The sequence below is a fragment of the Serratia sp. OS31 genome (assembly GCF_014164835.1).
GTDB lineage: Bacteria > Pseudomonadota > Gammaproteobacteria > Enterobacterales > Enterobacteriaceae > Serratia > Serratia liquefaciens_A.
This window is the reverse complement of the sequence record NZ_JACJFQ010000008.1, coordinates 127,049-142,923: the sequence shown is the minus strand read 5'-3', so window position 1 is coordinate 142,923 and position 15,875 is coordinate 127,049. Positions and strand designations below refer to the sequence as shown.

The following is a 15,875-nucleotide window of genomic DNA, read 5'->3' as shown; positions in this document are numbered from 1 at the left end:
GCGTTAGGAGTTATGGAATGGTAATTATCGAAACCCTGCTGCTGTTGCGTCAGCAGATCCGCCGCTGGCGTCAAGAGGGTAAACGTATCGCGCTGGTGCCGACCATGGGCAACCTGCACGAAGGCCATATGACGCTGGTTGATGAAGCCCGCGCACGTGCAGATGTCGTGGTGGTCAGTATTTTTGTCAACCCGATGCAGTTCGAACGCCCTGACGATTTGGCGCGCTACCCGCGCACCCTGCAAGAGGACAGCGAGAAGCTGACCCGTCGCGGCGTAGAATTGGTGTTCGCACCCGCGCCGGCCGATGTCTACCCTCAGGGGCTGGAACAGCAGACCTACGTCGACGTACCGGGCATTTCCTCCATGCTGGAAGGCGCCAGCCGTCCGGGCCACTTCCGCGGCGTCGCGACCATTGTCAGCAAGCTGTTCAATCTGGTGCAACCGGACCTCGCCTGTTTTGGCGAGAAGGATTATCAGCAGTTGGCGTTGATCCGCAAAATGGTGGCGGATATGGGTTACGACATCGACATCGTGGGCGTGCCGACCGTCCGCGCTAAAGATGGCCTGGCGCTCAGTTCACGCAACGGCTACCTGACCGCCGAAGAGCGTAAAATCGCCCCACAGCTCAGCAAGATCATGAATGCGCTGGCAGAGCAGCTCAGCAACGGCGAACGCCATGTCGACGAGTTGCTGGAACAAACCGCCGCTCAGTTGCGCAGTGCCGGTTTCACACCGGACGAGCTGTTTATCCGTGACGCCGACAGCCTGCAACCGCTGGGCGTGGAAAGCCAACGGGCAGTGGTGCTGATGGCCGCCTGGCTGGGCAAGGCGCGCTTGATTGACAACCAGCAGGTTGATCTGACTCTGTAGGTTTTTGCATATTTGGTACCGTTGTTACCGGGAAAGTAATAAAAAGATCTACCCTAATGGATTTCAAGTTGCAGCTAGGCGGCAAGTACGGGAATCCCCAGGAGCTTACTCAAGTAAGTGACTGGGGTGAGCGTAAGCAGCCAACAACGCTGCAGCTTGAAAGACGAAGGGTTTAACGCCACCTCAATCGCCTGTGAAGGCTGATACTTAGTTAGGTAAAGTTATGATACGTACTATGCTGCAAGGCAAGCTGCATCGGGTGAAAGTGACTCAGGCCGACTTGCACTATGAAGGCTCCTGCGCCATCGATCAGGACTTCCTGGAGGCCGCAGGCATTCTGGAATATGAAGCTATCGATATTTATAACGTTGATAACGGTCAGCGTTTCTCAACCTATGCCATCGCCGCCGAACGCGGTTCGCGCATTATTTCGGTCAACGGGGCGGCAGCGCGTTGCGCCTGCGTCGGCGACAAGCTGATCATCTGTTCTTACGTGCAGATGAGCGATGCCGATGCCCGCCAACACCATCCGAAAGTGGCCTACTTCGAAGGCGATAATAACTTGCAGCGCAAGGCGAAAGCCGTGCCGGTTCAGGTCGCCTAAAAGTCACAACGGGCGCCGTCGGCGCCCGTTTCTTATTGATTACTGCACCACCAGCGTTCCCGGCTTGTTGGCTATTCTGTCGGCCATGGTCTGAATCGAGTCGGTGCGCAAAATGTACAACCGCTTTAGCGTATAAGGGTTATCCCCCGGCTTCACCTTACCCTGCACCGTGGTCACCGCCATATGGAAACCGGCATCCTTCGCCGCCTGTATCGCCCGTTGGTTATAGCCGCCAAACGGGTATGACACATACAGCACATGCGGATTAAACTGCGACAGCGCGCGGCGCGAGTGCTCAAAATCGAACTCTATGTTGTGCAGCGAACGGCTCAGCAGGATCGGCTGACGATTACCGTCGGTGCGATGCAGGAAATGCGTATGCGACTGCACGTCGAACACGTCCTGGATCTGCTTCAGTTCGGAAATGCTCATAAACTGCAACGAATCGGGATTCCACTTTTGCGGGTGGCGCTTGATGCGTGAGGAAATAATAAACGCCGTGGCGCGGAAGCCGTAATTCTTCAACACCGGGTAAGCATAACGGTAGACTGATTTCAGCCCGTCATCGAACGTCAGCACCACTGCCTTGCCGGGCAGGTTGATCTGGTTGTTCAGATAGGCTTCCAACTGATACAGGGAAATCGTGTCGTAGCCCGCCTGCTTCAGGTAGGTCATCTGGTTGCTGAACGCCACGTCGGAAGTGGTGGTCGAGGTATGGCGGAAACGCTTGTTCTCTTCGTTTTTCAGCAGGTGATGGTAGGTCAGCACCGGAATACCGGTGTCGATCTCGCAGTCCAGCTCGCTGACATAACCCAGACGATCGCCAATGTTGATCTCATACCAGGTGTTGTTGAGCCTATCCTTCAGCTTGCCGATAATCGGGTAGCGCAGATTCTCTTCCAGCACGCCAAACACATCACTGGCGTTATCCGCATCGGTATAGACGTTGATCGCCTTTTGAGTGATCAGGTTCTGGTTGGTCAGCGGCTTATTCAGTTCACCAAGATCGTCCTTCACCTTGCGCGATTTTTTAAGACTGCGCACATCGTCTTTGTCGATAAACCCCGTGCCGTGGCCGAATTTGAGCTCGTAATACTCCGCATCCGCCGGGAACACCTGAATCAACTGCCCCTGCTTCACTTCGCCGACCGGAATAACATGCTCGCCAATCAGCGAATAAACTTCGCTGTCGCGCTGCGCTTCCATATATTCGGATTTAACGGCGCTGTCTTCCGACAGCAAACTTGCCAGGCCCGCCGGGGAGGCGAACGACAACAGGATGCCGAGTAACCCAGCCGCTATCTTGTGTGTAGACCGCATGGTTATATTCTGCTTACGAGTACGTAATACCCGTCGTATTTCAGACTGCAGCGTTGTTACCCGCCTCGATCATCCCATTAATTACCTGAGGATGAGCGCGCTGGCCGCCTGGCTGCAACTTGAAATTCATAGGGTATATAACAAAATGGAGAAAATGTGGAGCGTCAGCATAGCACGATTTGAACAGCGGGGAGAAAGGGGTTATTCGAGCAATCTTATTGATTTACGGGATGCCCGCCGCAGATTGATAAACGCGTCCCCGAACGCCAGCCCGGGGACGCCATGCTATCAGGTGCGCAAACCGCGGCCACGCTCAATAAGGAACCAGGACAGCAGGTAGAACACCGCGATAAACGCCACCAGCACCGCCATGGTGAACGCCAACGGCACGTCGCTGATGCCCAGGAAACCGTAGCGGAACCCGCTGATCATATAGACGATCGGGTTCAGCTTGGACACCGCCTGCCAGAACGGCGGCAGCAGCGTCAGCGAGTAGAACACCCCGCCCAGGTAGGTCAGCGGCGTCAGCACGAAGGTCGGGATCAGGCTGATATCGTCAAAGGTGGTGGCAAACACCGCATTGATCAGGCCCGCCAGCGAGAACAGAATCGCCGTCAGCAACAGCGTGACCACAATCACCCACCAGGCATGCACCTGCAGCGGTACAAAGAACAGCGAGATCACGGTCACCAGCACGCCGACGCAGATCCCCCGCGCCACGCCGCCGCCGACGTAACCGGCAATCACCACGTGCGTCGGCACCGGGGCCACCAGTAGTTCTTCGATATTGCGCTGGAATTTGGCGCTGAAGAACGACGAGGCCACGTTGGCGTACGAGTTGGTGATCACCGCCATCATGATCAGGCCGGGAACGATAAACTGCATGTAATCGAAACCGTGCATTTCGCCGATACGTGAACCGATCAGGTTGCCGAAGATGATGAAATACAGCGTCATGGTGATCACCGGCGGCACCAGGGTCTGGATCCAGATACGGGCAAAGCGGTTGATCTCTTTAGCCCAGATGCTCTGCAAAGCCACCCAATACAAACGCGTCATGCTTTTTCTCCATTACCGTTAACCAGGGTGACAAACAGCTCTTCCAGCCGGTTGGCCTTGTTACGCATGCTCAGGACCTGGACGCCCTGTGCGCTGAGCTGGGTAAACAGGCCGTTCAGGCCCTGCTCGCGCATCACTTCCACCTCCAGCGTCGAGGTGTCCGTCAGGCGATGACGGTAGCCGTCCAGCTTCGGCAGCGGGCTTTTAGCCGCCAGATCGAGGATAAAGGTTTCGGACTTCAGCTTGGCCAGCAGGCCTTTCATCGAGGTGTTTTCCACCAGTTCACCGTTCTGGATGATGCCGATATTGCGGCACAGCATTTCTGCCTCTTCCAGATAGTGGGTGGTGAGAATAATGGTGGTGCCCTGGGCATTAAGCTCTTTCAGGAAGCCCCACATCGAGCGACGCAGCTCGATATCCACCCCGGCGGTCGGTTCATCGAGGATCAGCAGTTTTGGCTGATGCATCAAGGCGCGGGCGATCATCAAACGGCGCTTCATGCCGCCGGACAGCATGCGAGCGCGTTCTTCGCGCTTGCCCCACAGATCCAGCTGAGTCAGGTATTTTTCCGCGCGAGCCAAGGCTTCGCGGCGGGTCACGCCATAGTAGCCCGCCTGATTGACCACAATCTGCATCACGGTTTCGAACGGGTTAAAGTTGAATTCCTGCGGCACCAGCCCGAGCTGGCGCTTGGCGTTAACGATGTCCTTGTCGATGTCGTAGCCGAACACCCGCACGCTGCCGGAGGTTTTGTTAACCAACGAACTGATGATGCCGATGGTCGTGGATTTTCCGGCGCCGTTCGGCCCCAGCAGGGCATAGAAATCCCCCGCTTCGACATTGAGATCGATCCCGCGCAACGCCTTGACGCCACCGGCGTAAGTCTTGGTTAACTGCGCTAATTCCAGTGCATAATTCATAAGTTAAAAAGTACCTTGTGACGATGAGTATGCTGCTGCGTTTTTGTAATGAAGATGATCTTATCATCAGCAGCGTTTTCACTGAGGCAAATCCGTGCGGTAAATTCAGGTTCCATCCTGCCATATTGAATAAAAAGTGGCCGGATATCGCCCGGCGCCACTGTTCCGATATCCAAATTGTGACGCTTGTCCTATATTACCCCAACGCAATCTGTTCGTTACAGGCCTATAACCTCCATGAAAGAGATCGAAAAGCTTATCGCCAATAACCACACCTGGTCGGCTAACATCAGCAAGGAAGACCCGAACTTTTTTGAACGCTTGGCACAGGCGCAAAAGCCCCGCTTTTTATGGATAGGTTGTTCTGACAGCCGCGTACCTGCGGAAAGACTGACCGGGCTGGAGCCGGGTGAACTGTTTGTCCACCGTAACGTGGCAAACCTGGTGATCCACACCGATTTAAACTGCCTGTCGGTGGTGCAATACGCCGTCGACGTGCTGGAAGTCGAGCATATTATTATCTGCGGTCACCTGGGCTGCGGCGGCGTGGAAGCGGCGGTCGAGAACCCGGAACTGGGGCTGATCAACAACTGGCTGCTGCACATTCGCGACCTGTGGTACAAACACAGCTCACTGCTGGGTGAACTGGAGCCGGAACAACGTCTTGACGTGCTGTGTGAGATCAACGTTATTGAGCAGGTCTACAACCTGGGCCATTCCACCATCATGCAATCAGCATGGAAACGCGGCCAGAAAGTGATGATTCACGGTTGGGTATACGGGATCCAGGACGGCCGTCTGCGCGATCTGGAAGTGGCCGCAACCAGCCGCGAAAGCCTGGAAATGGGCTATCGCAAAGCCATGGCCACGCTGCAACAGGATAAAGGTATTTAAAGCTCACGGGCGCGGCATACCGCGCCCACAGCCGTTTACTCGTCCAGCAGCACCACTTTGCCGACGTACGGCAAATGGCGGTAGCGCTGAGCGTAGTCAATGCCGTAACCCACCACGAATTCGTCCGGGATTGAGAAACCGACGTACTCAACCGGCACTTCCACTTCACGGCGTTCAGGCTTGTCCAACAGGGTGCAAATCGCCAAGGATTTCGGCCCACGCAGCGCCAGAATTTCGCGCACTTTGTTCAGCGTATTGCCGGAATCGATGATGTCTTCCACGATCAGCACGTCTTTGCCGCGGATATCTTCATCCAAATCCTTAAGGATTTTTACGTCGCGAGTCGTGGACATGCCGCTGCCGTAGCTGGAAGCGGTCATAAAGTCGACCTCATGCGGCACTTCAATGGCGCGACACAAGTCAGCCATGAACATGAAGGAACCGCGCAGCAGCCCAACCAGCACCATGTCACTGCCGCTGTCGCGGTAATGTTCGGTGATCTGGCGGCCAAGTTCGGCAATACGGGTCTTAACTTCCTGCTCGGAAATCATTACGTCTACAGTGTGTTTCATAGTTTTCAGGTCAGTTGCCGGAAGAAGGGCGCAGAGTTTAGCATAGCCTGAAGCTGGTGGCGACGCGAGTGCGCCGCCACTTGAAAGACAACGAGGAGATCAGTCCGCGACCGTAAAGCCCATCATCATGCCGGTATCTTCGTGTTCCAGCAGGTGACAGTGGGCCATATAGGCGTGATCGCTGTTGGCAAGGTGATCGAATCGCACCAACACTTCACTGCGCCAACCTTCTACCCTTACCGTGTCTTTCCAGCCGCTGCGGTGAGCAGCCGGCGGTTTACCATTTTCCGACAGGATGCGGAATTGGGTGCCGTGAATATGGAATGGATGCAGCATCATGTCGCCTTCGCCGGAAAGGGTCCACTTTTCGTACTTGCCGCGTTTGGCTTCAAACATCGGCTTGGTCATGTCGAAGGCCTTGCCGTTGATCATATTGCCATGGCTGAAATCGAACGGTTTCGCGCCGTGATCCATGCCCTTCATGTTGCCGTGGTCCATGCCCTTCATACTGCCGTGATCCATCCCTTGCATGCCGGACATATCACCGCTGTCGCCTTTGCCCATGCTGCCGTGATCCATGCTCATGCCGGCCATGGCCTGATGGCCATAGCGCTCCATCAACGCCTGCATACCCAGCTTATCCAACTGTGGGTTCATCATCAGTTGCAGCCAACGCTCCTGGATGCCGGCCACCGCAGGCAGCGCAGGCAGTTTCACCAGGCTGTCCGGCATCGTCTTGATGCCCTGCGCCAGCGAAGGCTGGATATGCAATACCGGCAGCGGCTGGTCGAACGGTGCCAGCGTCATGCCCATCTGTTTGACCGGCAGCGTGACGATATCGAAAGCTTTACCGTCGGAGGCGTCCACCAACACTTCGAAACGTTCGCCCATCAGCATCGGCAATTCGGTCAGCTTGACCGGCTCGGCCAGAAAACCGCCGTCGCTGGCAATCACATAGAGTGGACGGTTATCGCTGGCGGCCAGGTTCAGCGAGCGTGCATTACAACCATTGAGAAAGCGCAGACGCAGCCAACCGCGAGGGGCCACGTGGCGGGGATACTGAGCGCCGTTGGTGAACATGCGGTCGCCAAACCAGCCTACCGCAGCACTCATGACATCCAGTTGGTATTCAATCTGCGCGTCTTTACCCAAGCGTTTGTCCTGCAGGATCACCGGAATATCATCCTGCCCCCAGGTTTTCGGCAGCGGTAACTTACTGCTTTCGTCATCTTCCAGCAGCACCAGCCCGGCCAAGCCCTTCATCACCTGCTGACCGGTCTTGCCGTGGGTGTGCGGATGGAACCAGCAGGTGGCCGCAGGCTGTTCGATAGTGAACTGCACCCGGCGCGTCGCGCCCGGTTGAATCAGCGCCTGTGGCCCGCCGTCTACGTCACCGGGGATTTCCAGGCCGTGCCAGTGAACGGTGCTGGCTTCCGGCAGCGCATTGCGGATATCCACCGTGACCGGTTTGCCACGTTGCAGGCGCACCGCCGGCCCCAGCAACGCGCCATTAAAACCCCAGGTTTGGGTCGCCTTGCCCGGCAGCCAGTTCACCTCGCCGGTTTGCAGCGCCAGAGCAATGTTCCCTTGTGCGTCCGGCATCAGCAATGGCGGGATCGGCAACGCCGGCAATTCAGCCGCCCATGCGCCCCGGCTCCATAACGGTAAGGCGCTTGCCGCGCCCAGCGCAGCGGTCAGTTTGATAAAATCACGGCGTAACATCGCTGACTCCCTCTTCTCAGTGATCTAACTTAACTATAGCCGTCAGCCTAAACCCTCCCCTTAGCGGAAGGTCAAGCCTTTGCTGCCGGTTATGTTACCTGTGAGTAATAAAATTTGGTGCCTTTACAGGCAAGTGTGATAACGTCTGTAGACAACAAACAGGTCTATTTTCATGATGAAAAAAACAAGTTTACTGGTGCTGTTGCTCACCATGCTGGGGTTCTCCAACGCCAGTCTGGCGCTGAATGAGTCCGAAGCGGAAGATCTGGCCGATCTGACGGCGGTGTTTATTTATTTGAAAAACGATTGCGGCTACAACGACTTGCCCAATGCGCAAATCAAACGCGCCATCGTTTATTTCGCGCAGCAAAACCGTTGGGATCTGACCAACTATAATAGTTTTAATATGAAGGCTCTGGGTGAAGACAGCTATCGCGATCTCAGTGGTATCGCCATTCCTACCCCGAACAAATGCAAATCTCTGGCACGCGACTCGCTAAGCCTGCTGGCCTACGCTAACTAATCCCCCGCCTTCCGCTATCTCTGTTTGAAATTCAGCCGTGCATCACCAGGCAGAGTTAGCTATGATGTTGCGCCAATTTTTCATGGCTGTTATTACGGAGTTCCCGCACATGACCCAGAAAGAAATTTGGTATGAAACGCTGCATGCCAACTTCGGCCAGTACTTCTCGGTAGAGAACGTGCTGTATCGTGAGAAGACCGAGCATCAGGACTTGGTGATATTTGAAAACCCGGTTCTGGGGCGCGTTATGGCGCTCGACGGCGTGGTGCAAACCACCGAGCGCGACGAGTTCATCTATCACGAGATGATGACCCACATACCGCTGCTGGCTCACGGCCAGGCGAAGAAAGTGCTGATCATCGGCGGTGGCGACGGTGCTATGCTGCGCGAAGTCAGCCGCCATCAGGGCGTAGAGCAGATCACCATGATCGAGATTGACGCCGGCGTGGTGGAGTTCTGCCGCCAATACCTGCCGAATCACAATGCCGGTGCTTACGACGATCCGCGCTTTAAGCTGGTGATCGACGATGGCGTCAACTTTGTTAATCAGACCGATGAAAAATTCGATGTGATTATCTCCGACTGCACCGATCCTATCGGCCCCGGCGAAAGCCTGTTCACCTCGGCGTTCTACGAAGGCTGCGCGCGCTGCCTGAACGAGGGCGGCATTTTTGTTGCGCAGAACGGCGTGTGCTTCCTGCAGCAAGACGAAGCGGTCAATAGCCACACCAAGCTGAGCCAATACTTCAAGGACGTCAGTTTCTACCAGGCGGCGATCCCGACCTATTACGGCGGCATTATGACCTTCGCCTGGGCCAGCCAAAACCCGGCGCTGCGTCAGCTTGATCTGCCAACGCTGCAACATCGCTTTCATCAAAGCGGCTTAAACTGTCGTTATTATAACCCGGCAATTCACGCGGGCAGCTTTGCACTGCCGCAGTATTTGCTCGACGCACTGAACGTTTCACGTTAAGCGAGAAGATAAAGGAGGTGAACCAAATTGCATAAGCTAAAACTGCACGGCTTCAACAACCTGACCAAAAGCCTGAGTTTTTGTATTTACGATATTTGTTACGCCAAAACCGCGGACGACCGCGCCGGCTATATCGCCTACATTGACGAGCAATACAACGCCAACCGCCTGACCGAGATCCTGAGCGAGACCTGCTCGATCATTGGCGCCAATATTCTCAACATCGCACGTCAGGACTACGAGCCTCAGGGCGCCAGCGTCACCATTCTGGTCAGCGAAGAGCCGGTCGACCCGGACGATGTCGATACCTCAGAACACCCGGGCCCGCTATCAAAGACGGTAGTCGCGCACCTGGACAAGAGCCATATCTGCGTTCATACCTATCCGGAGAGCCATCCGGAAGGCGGTCTTTGCACCTTCCGCGCCGATATCGAAGTGTCCACCTGCGGCGTGATTTCACCGCTTAAAGCGCTGAATTACCTGATCCACCAGTTGGAATCTGACATCGTCACCATGGATTATCGCGTGCGCGGTTTTACCCGCGACGTGAACGGCTTGAAGCATTACATCGATCATGAGATCAACTCGATCCAGAACTTTATGTCTGATGACATGAAGGCGCTGTACCACATGATGGACGTGAATGTTTATCAGGAAAACATCTTCCACACCAAGATGTTGCTGAAAGATTTCGATCTGAAGCACTACCTGTTTAACGCCAAACCGGACGCGCTGAGCGAGGCTGAGCGTAAAGAGATTACCGATCTGCTGTGGAAAGAGATGCAGGAAATCTATTACGGCCGCAATATTCCGCATCTGTAATCTGTATCGGGCGCGGCACGCCGCGCCCTTACGTTCAGTATTTCAGCATAAAAGAACGGTAGGCCTTCAATACCTGCAAAAAGTCTTCGACGCCGCAGAATGAGAGGCTTTCTTCGTCATAGTAATTCATCCCCTCCTCCATCTCGTCGCCCTCGAACTCCAGCAGGTTGGCGCGAATCATCACTTCTTCACCGTCCATCAGCAACGTGTATTCATGGCCTTCCAACTGCCATTGACGCTCGCTACCCTTCACTTGCGCCGCACCGGCTTCGATGCGATCGAGCAGGTTGAAGTCGCCTTTGAGTTCTTCGTTGATCCAGTGGCCAATCGCCTCATGCCCCATCGAAAATCTGACCACCACCTGACCGGTAACGTCACGCAGAAATTCGTAATCCATAGCACGCCCTCCTGAGCCCTTTCTCTTAGTGTAAACATTAATTCATGACTAACTCAGTGAGCGCTCGCAAAGTTGGCAACTGAGAAAAATAAAACGGGAGGCCAAGGCCTCCCGTTAAACAGTTGCGCAATATAGCGACTTAAACAGCGGTTTGGAAGATCACGCCGTCGGCTTTTTCCGTGTACTGACCCAGTTGGTCAAAGTTCAGATAACGGTAGGTATCCGCCGCTGACTTATCGACCTGCGCCATGTACGTCTGGTACTCGTCCGGCGTTGGCAGACGACCCAGCAGCGAAGCCACCGCCGCCAGCTCCGCAGAAGCCAGATACACGTTGGCACCGGTCCCCAGACGGTTCGGGAAGTTACGGGTCGAGGTGGAAACCACCGTCGCACCGTCGGCCACGCGCGCCTGGTTACCCATACACAGTGAACAACCCGGGATCTCGATACGTGCACCGCTCTTGCCGAAGACGCTGTAGTAGCCTTCTTCGGTCAGCTGAGCCGCATCCATCTTGGTTGGCGGAGCCACCCACAGACGGGTCGGCAACTGGCCTTTGTGCTGATCCAGCAGCTTGCCTGCCGCGCGGAAGTGACCGATGTTGGTCATGCAGGAACCGATAAACACTTCATCGATCTTGCTGTTGGCTACATCAGACAGCAGACGTGCGTCATCCGGATCGTTTGGTGCACACAGGATTGGCTGAGTGATCTCTGCCAGATCGATGTCGATCACCGCAGCGTACTCTGCATCCGCATCGCCTTCCAGCAGTTGCGGATCCGCCAGCCATTTTTGCATGCCCTGAATGCGACGCTCCAGGGTACGACGGTCGCCGTAGCCTTCGGAGATCATCCACTTCAGCAGCACGATGTTGGAGTTCAGATACTCTTCAATCGGTGCCTTATCCAGCTTGATGGTACAGCCGGCAGCGGAACGTTCGGCCGAAGCGTCAGTCAGTTCGAATGCCTGCTCGACTTTCAGATCCGGCAAACCTTCGATTTCCAGAATGCGGCCAGAGAAGATGTTCTTCTTGCCCTTCTTCTCTACGGTCAGCAGGCCCTGCTGGATGGCGTAGTAAGGGATAGCATGCACCAGGTCGCGCAGAGTAATGCCAGGCTGCATCTTGCCTTTGAAGCGCACCAGAACAGACTCTGGCATATCCAGCGGCATTACGCCGGTAGCGGCGGCAAAGGCAACCAGGCCGGAACCCGCCGGGAAGGAAATGCCGATCGGGAAACGGGTGTGGGAGTCACCGCCGGTGCCAACGGTATCCGGCAGCAGCATGCGGTTCAGCCAGGAGTGAATAACGCCATCGCCCGGACGCAGCGACACGCCGCCACGGTTCATGATGAAGTCCGGCAGCGTGTGGTGAGTCGTCACGTCAACCGGTTTCGGGTACGCGGCGGTGTGACAGAACGACTGCATCACCAGATCGGCGGAGAAGCCCAGGCAAGCCAGATCTTTCAGCTCGTCACGGGTCATCGGGCCGGTGGTGTCCTGTGAGCCGACTGAGGTCATTTTGGGCTCGCAGTATTCTCCCGGACGCACGCCGGCGACGCCACAGGCGCGGCCAACCATTTTCTGCGCCAGCGAGAAGCCTTTGCTGCTGGCAGCCACTTCTTTGGCAATGCGGAACACGTCGCTGTGCGGCAGGCCAAGCGCTTCACGCGCTTTGGTAGTCAGGCCACGGCCAATGATCAACGGAATACGGCCACCGGCACGCACTTCGTCGAGCAACACGTCGGTCTTCAGTTCGAAGTTGGCAATCAGTTCACCGGTTTCGTGGTTGCGCACTTCACCCTTGTACGGGTAAATGTCGATCACGTCACCCATGTTCAGGTCATTGACGTCCACTTCAATCGGCAACGCACCGGCATCTTCCATGGTATTGAAGAAGATTGGTGCGATTTTACCGCCCAGTACCACACCGCCGCCGCGCTTGTTAGGCACGTAAGGGATGTCGTCGCCCATAAACCACAGCACCGAGTTGGTGGCGGATTTACGGGAAGAACCGGTACCGACAACGTCACCAACGTAAGCCAGCGGGAAGCCTTTCTTGTTCAGCAGTTCAATTTGCTTGATCGGCCCGACGCTGCCCGGCTGATCCGGCACAATGCCTTCACGTTCGTTTTTCAGCATCGCCAGGGCGTGCAGTGGAATATCCGGGCGTGACCAGGCATCCGGTGCCGGCGACAGGTCATCAGTGTTGGTTTCACCGGTGACTTTGAATACGGTAACGGTGATTTTTTCCGCCAGTTGCGGACGAGACAGATACCACTCGGCATCGGCCCAGGACTGCATAATCTGCTTGGCGTGCGGGTTACCCGCTTTGGCTTTTTCTTCCACGTCGTAGAAGTTGTCGAACATCAGCAGCGTATGGGACAGCGCAATGGCTGCAATCGCAGCCAACTTTTCGTTATCCAGCGCGTCGATCAGCGGATGAATGTTATAGCCACCTTGCATGGTGCCTAACAGTTCTACGGCTTTCTCGGGGGTAATCAGGGGGGAGGTCGCTTCGCCTTTGGCGATGGCTGCCAGGAAACCGGCTTTTACATAGGCGGCTTCGTCGACGCCCGGTGGCACACGGTTAATCAGCAGGTCTAACAGGAATTCTTCTTCGCCTTTTGGCGGATTCTTTAATGATTCAACCAGCGCTGCCATTTGGGTGGCGTCTAACGGCTTAGGGACGATGCCCTCTGCAGCACGCTCGGCTACGTGCTTACGGTATTCTTCTAGCACGACATTCTCCTCGCTCTCATTGTCATTTATTGTGCCTGGCGTTCTCTATTCAAACCGGGTTTAGCGCACGGTGTTGATGCCATTGATCCTGACGGGGCACTGCTGTCGATGTCCTGGACTGTAAGTTACAGTGCCCGGTTCCGCTCAGCCAGCATATCAGGATTTGAATTGGTTGTTAATTCGTTCACATAAAAGCAACATTAAATCTTTGCTGAATCGTTGAGCGCAGTGTAATCGGCTGCAACACAGGCCCGACGGGGCTGCAGGAAGGTTCCGTTCACAACCTGCATCAGCCTGACGAGCACAACATAATACCCACTCACTTACAATGGCTATTGGTCGCGAATAGTAAAAATTGAGATCGGAAGGCACAAAAAAACCGCCGTTAAGGCGGTTCTGTTGTTCCGTTCGGTGTTAGCAGGCACCTTACGGATTTCTTACATCGTTAAAGAACGATACAAGCGCCACAAAGCAGGGACATTGTGCGCAACGATGATTAAAAAATCAACAAAAAGAATGTCTGGAAATTCATTTCAACGTAATATTTAGCCGGGTCTGTTCTGCCGATTTAGCAGTCGGTCATCGGGCTTGAGAACAGTGCTGCAACGACTGCGATACAGGCGCCACAAAGCGCTTGTTCCGCCGGGATTTTTCCGGTGAAGTCGCGGTGGTCGTGGTTCCACAAGGATCGCGCAATGAAAGGGAGTTCCCTATTTATCCTGCTCATTGTACTGGGATCGGCGTTTGGCGTGAGCAAAGGCGGTTGGTCGGTTAACGGCAACAGCCTCACGTTCAACGTGATATTCCAGAACAAGTAAGCTACTGGCCGCTCATCGAGCGGCCTTTTACCTGAATGCCACGCATAAAAAAACGGCCCCTTTTCAGGAGCCACTTATTCACCTTTCAAACCAGCAAAATTACTTCTTCTTGGCTTTCGGGTTAGGCAGATCGGTGATGCTGCCTTCAAAGATCTCTGCCGCCAAGCCTACGGATTCGTGCAGGGTTGGGTGAGCATGGATAGTCAGCGCGATGTCTTCCGCGTCGCAACCCATCTCGATAGCCAGACCGATCTCACCCAGCAGCTCGCCGCCATTGGTGCCGACAATCGCGCCACCGATGATACGGTGAGTTTCTTTGTCGAAGATCAGTTTGGTCATGCCGTCTGCGCAGTCGGAGGCTATAGCACGGCCAGAAGCTGCCCACGGGAAGGTGGAAGTTTCGTAGCTGATGCCTTTTTCTTTCGCTTCTTTCTCGGTCAGACCCACCCAGGCAACTTCCGGCTCGGTGTAAGCGATCGATGGGATCACTTTCGGATCGAAGTAGTGCTTCATGCCGGCGATAACTTCAGCGGCAACGTGGCCTTCATGCACGCCTTTGTGCGCCAGCATCGGTTGACCGACGATGTCGCCGATAGCGAAGATGTGCGGCACGTTGGTGCGCAGCTGTTTGTCGACGTTGATGAAACCACGCTCGTCAACTTCCACGCCGGCTTTACCCGCTTCCAGCAGCTTACCGTTAGGTACGCGGCCGATAGCAACCAGCACCGCGTCATAACGCTGTGGTTCTGCAGGGGCTTTTTTGCCTTCCATCGTGACATAGATGCCGTCTTCTTTGGCTTCTACCGCGGTCACTTTGGTTTCCAGCATCAGGTTGAACTGCTTGCTGATACGCTTGGTGAAGACTTTAACCACGTCTTTGTCAGCTGCCGGGATCACCTGGTCAAACATTTCGACGACGTCGATCTGTGAACCCAGCGCATGGTATACGGTGCCCATTTCCAGGCCGATGATGCCGCCGCCCATAACCAGCAGACGCTCTGGGACAGTTTTCAGTTCCAGTGCATCGGTAGAGTCCCACACGCGTGGATCTTCATGAGGAATGAATGGCAGTTGGATCGGACGAGAACCTGCAGCGATGATGGCATTGTCGAAGTTGATGGTGGTTGGACCATTTTCGCCTTCAACAACCAGGGTGTTAGCGCCGGTGAACTTGCCCAGGCCGTTAACCACTTTCACTTTACGGCCTTTAGCCATGCCAGCCAGACCGCCGGTCAGCTGATTGATGACTTTTTCTTTCCAGACGCGCACTTTGTCGATGTCAGTTTTCGGCTCGCCGAAAACGATGCCGTGCTCGGCCAGCGCTTTGGCTTCTTCGATCACTTTGGCAACGTGCAGCAGTGCTTTGGAAGGGATACATCCCACGTTCAGGCAAACACCGCCCAGCGTGGAATAACGTTCAACCAGAACGGTTTCAAGACCTAAGTCAGCGCAACGAAAGGCAGCAGAGTAACCTGCCGGGCCCGCCCCAAGTACCACGACCTGAGTTTTAATTTCAGTACTCATCATGACCTCTTAATTGATTGTCCGGCGGGTCAGACGTCATTTTTATTGCTAATCGATCTCATAACGCCCTTCATCCACCGGGACGCTTACACCGCGAGCAGTTTACAGAATTGTTAAT

The 15,875-nt window shown here is 55.1% G+C and carries 15 protein-coding genes; 7 read left to right on the top strand and 8 right to left on the bottom strand.

Annotated elements, in window-relative coordinates; all coding sequences use genetic code 11:
• Window positions 1-17: 17 nt before the first annotated feature.
• Both panC and panD read left to right on the top strand, forming a co-directional pair.
• On the top strand, window positions 18-872 hold the full coding sequence (panC, locus tag H5P17_RS09645; RefSeq protein ID WP_182822563.1) for a pantoate--beta-alanine ligase: 855 nt from the start codon (window positions 18-20) through the stop codon (window positions 870-872).
• A gap of 223 nt (window positions 873-1,095) precedes the next feature.
• On the top strand, window positions 1,096-1,476 hold the full coding sequence (panD, locus tag H5P17_RS09640) for an aspartate 1-decarboxylase (RefSeq protein WP_037416822.1): 381 nt from the start codon (window positions 1,096-1,098) through the stop codon (window positions 1,474-1,476).
• Window positions 1,477-1,515: 39 nt separating this feature from the next.
• Here panD and H5P17_RS09635 read toward each other — a convergent pair whose 3' ends face one another.
• The 3 genes from H5P17_RS09635 to H5P17_RS09625 all read right to left on the bottom strand — a co-directional run bounded on the left by H5P17_RS09635 (window position 1,516) and on the right by H5P17_RS09625 (window position 4,775).
• The gene (locus H5P17_RS09635) at window positions 1,516-2,796 is read right to left on the bottom strand and encodes a polysaccharide deacetylase family protein (protein ID WP_182822561.1); all 1,281 of its coding nucleotides are present in this window, start codon (window positions 2,794-2,796) and stop codon (window positions 1,516-1,518) included.
• A gap of 288 nt (window positions 2,797-3,084) precedes the next feature.
• Window positions 3,085-3,855 (bottom strand): ABC transporter permease, encoded by a 771-nt coding sequence (locus H5P17_RS09630; RefSeq protein WP_044553394.1) that lies wholly within the window; start codon window positions 3,853-3,855, stop codon window positions 3,085-3,087.
• Entirely contained in the window at window positions 3,852-4,775 is a 924-nt protein-coding gene (locus tag H5P17_RS09625; RefSeq protein ID WP_182822559.1) for an ABC transporter ATP-binding protein, read from the bottom strand. Before H5P17_RS09625 ends, H5P17_RS09630 begins: the two co-directional genes overlap by 4 nt.
• A 237-nt stretch (window positions 4,776-5,012) precedes the next feature.
• Here H5P17_RS09625 and can point away from each other — a divergent pair, with 237 nt between their 5' ends.
• Window positions 5,013-5,669, top strand: a complete 657-nt coding sequence (can, locus tag H5P17_RS09620; RefSeq protein ID WP_012146699.1) for a carbonate dehydratase — start codon at window positions 5,013-5,015, stop codon at window positions 5,667-5,669.
• Window positions 5,670-5,704: 35 nt separating this feature from the next.
• On the opposite strand, the gene hpt is transcribed toward can, so the two are convergent.
• Together hpt and cueO are read right to left on the bottom strand one after the other, a co-directional pair.
• Window positions 5,705-6,241: a hypoxanthine phosphoribosyltransferase gene (hpt, locus tag H5P17_RS09615; protein ID WP_182822557.1), complete on the bottom strand. Its 537-nt coding sequence runs from the start codon at window positions 6,239-6,241 to the stop codon at window positions 5,705-5,707.
• Between the two features lie 99 nt (window positions 6,242-6,340).
• On the bottom strand, window positions 6,341-7,963 hold the full coding sequence (gene cueO / locus H5P17_RS09610) for a multicopper oxidase CueO (protein WP_182822555.1): 1,623 nt from the start codon (window positions 7,961-7,963) through the stop codon (window positions 6,341-6,343).
• Window positions 7,964-8,138: 175 nt separating this feature from the next.
• Here cueO and H5P17_RS09605 point away from each other — a divergent pair, with 175 nt between their 5' ends.
• From H5P17_RS09605 to speD, 3 genes are all read left to right on the top strand, one after another.
• On the top strand, window positions 8,139-8,486 hold the full coding sequence (locus H5P17_RS09605) for a YacC family pilotin-like protein (protein WP_041415681.1): 348 nt from the start codon (window positions 8,139-8,141) through the stop codon (window positions 8,484-8,486).
• A gap of 109 nt (window positions 8,487-8,595) precedes the next feature.
• Window positions 8,596-9,459, top strand: coding sequence for a polyamine aminopropyltransferase (gene speE, locus H5P17_RS09600; RefSeq protein WP_182822553.1), 864 nt, complete (start codon window positions 8,596-8,598; stop codon window positions 9,457-9,459).
• A 27-nt stretch (window positions 9,460-9,486) separates the two neighbouring features.
• On the top strand, window positions 9,487-10,281 hold the full coding sequence (speD, locus tag H5P17_RS09595) for an adenosylmethionine decarboxylase (protein ID WP_020828578.1): 795 nt from the start codon (window positions 9,487-9,489) through the stop codon (window positions 10,279-10,281).
• A gap of 34 nt (window positions 10,282-10,315) precedes the next feature.
• Here the strand turns inward: speD and yacL are convergent, their stop codons facing one another.
• Both yacL and acnB read right to left on the bottom strand, forming a co-directional pair.
• Window positions 10,316-10,678 carry a protein YacL gene (yacL, locus tag H5P17_RS09590; protein WP_020828579.1) on the bottom strand — a complete coding sequence of 121 codons (363 nt, stop codon included), beginning with the start codon at window positions 10,676-10,678 and terminating at the stop codon, window positions 10,316-10,318.
• A gap of 139 nt (window positions 10,679-10,817) precedes the next feature.
• Window positions 10,818-13,415, bottom strand: a complete 2,598-nt coding sequence (gene acnB / locus H5P17_RS09585; protein WP_044553400.1) for a bifunctional aconitate hydratase 2/2-methylisocitrate dehydratase — start codon at window positions 13,413-13,415, stop codon at window positions 10,818-10,820.
• Window positions 13,416-14,110: 695 nt separating this feature from the next.
• On the opposite strand from acnB, the gene H5P17_RS26630 reads away from it, so the two are divergent.
• Window positions 14,111-14,233, top strand: coding sequence for a hypothetical protein (locus H5P17_RS26630; protein ID WP_255477881.1), 123 nt, complete (start codon window positions 14,111-14,113; stop codon window positions 14,231-14,233).
• A 99-nt stretch (window positions 14,234-14,332) separates the two neighbouring features.
• On the opposite strand, the gene lpdA is transcribed toward H5P17_RS26630, so the two are convergent.
• Window positions 14,333-15,757, bottom strand: a complete 1,425-nt coding sequence (gene lpdA / locus H5P17_RS09580; protein WP_020828582.1) for a dihydrolipoyl dehydrogenase — start codon at window positions 15,755-15,757, stop codon at window positions 14,333-14,335.
• Window positions 15,758-15,875: the final 118 nt, after the last annotated feature.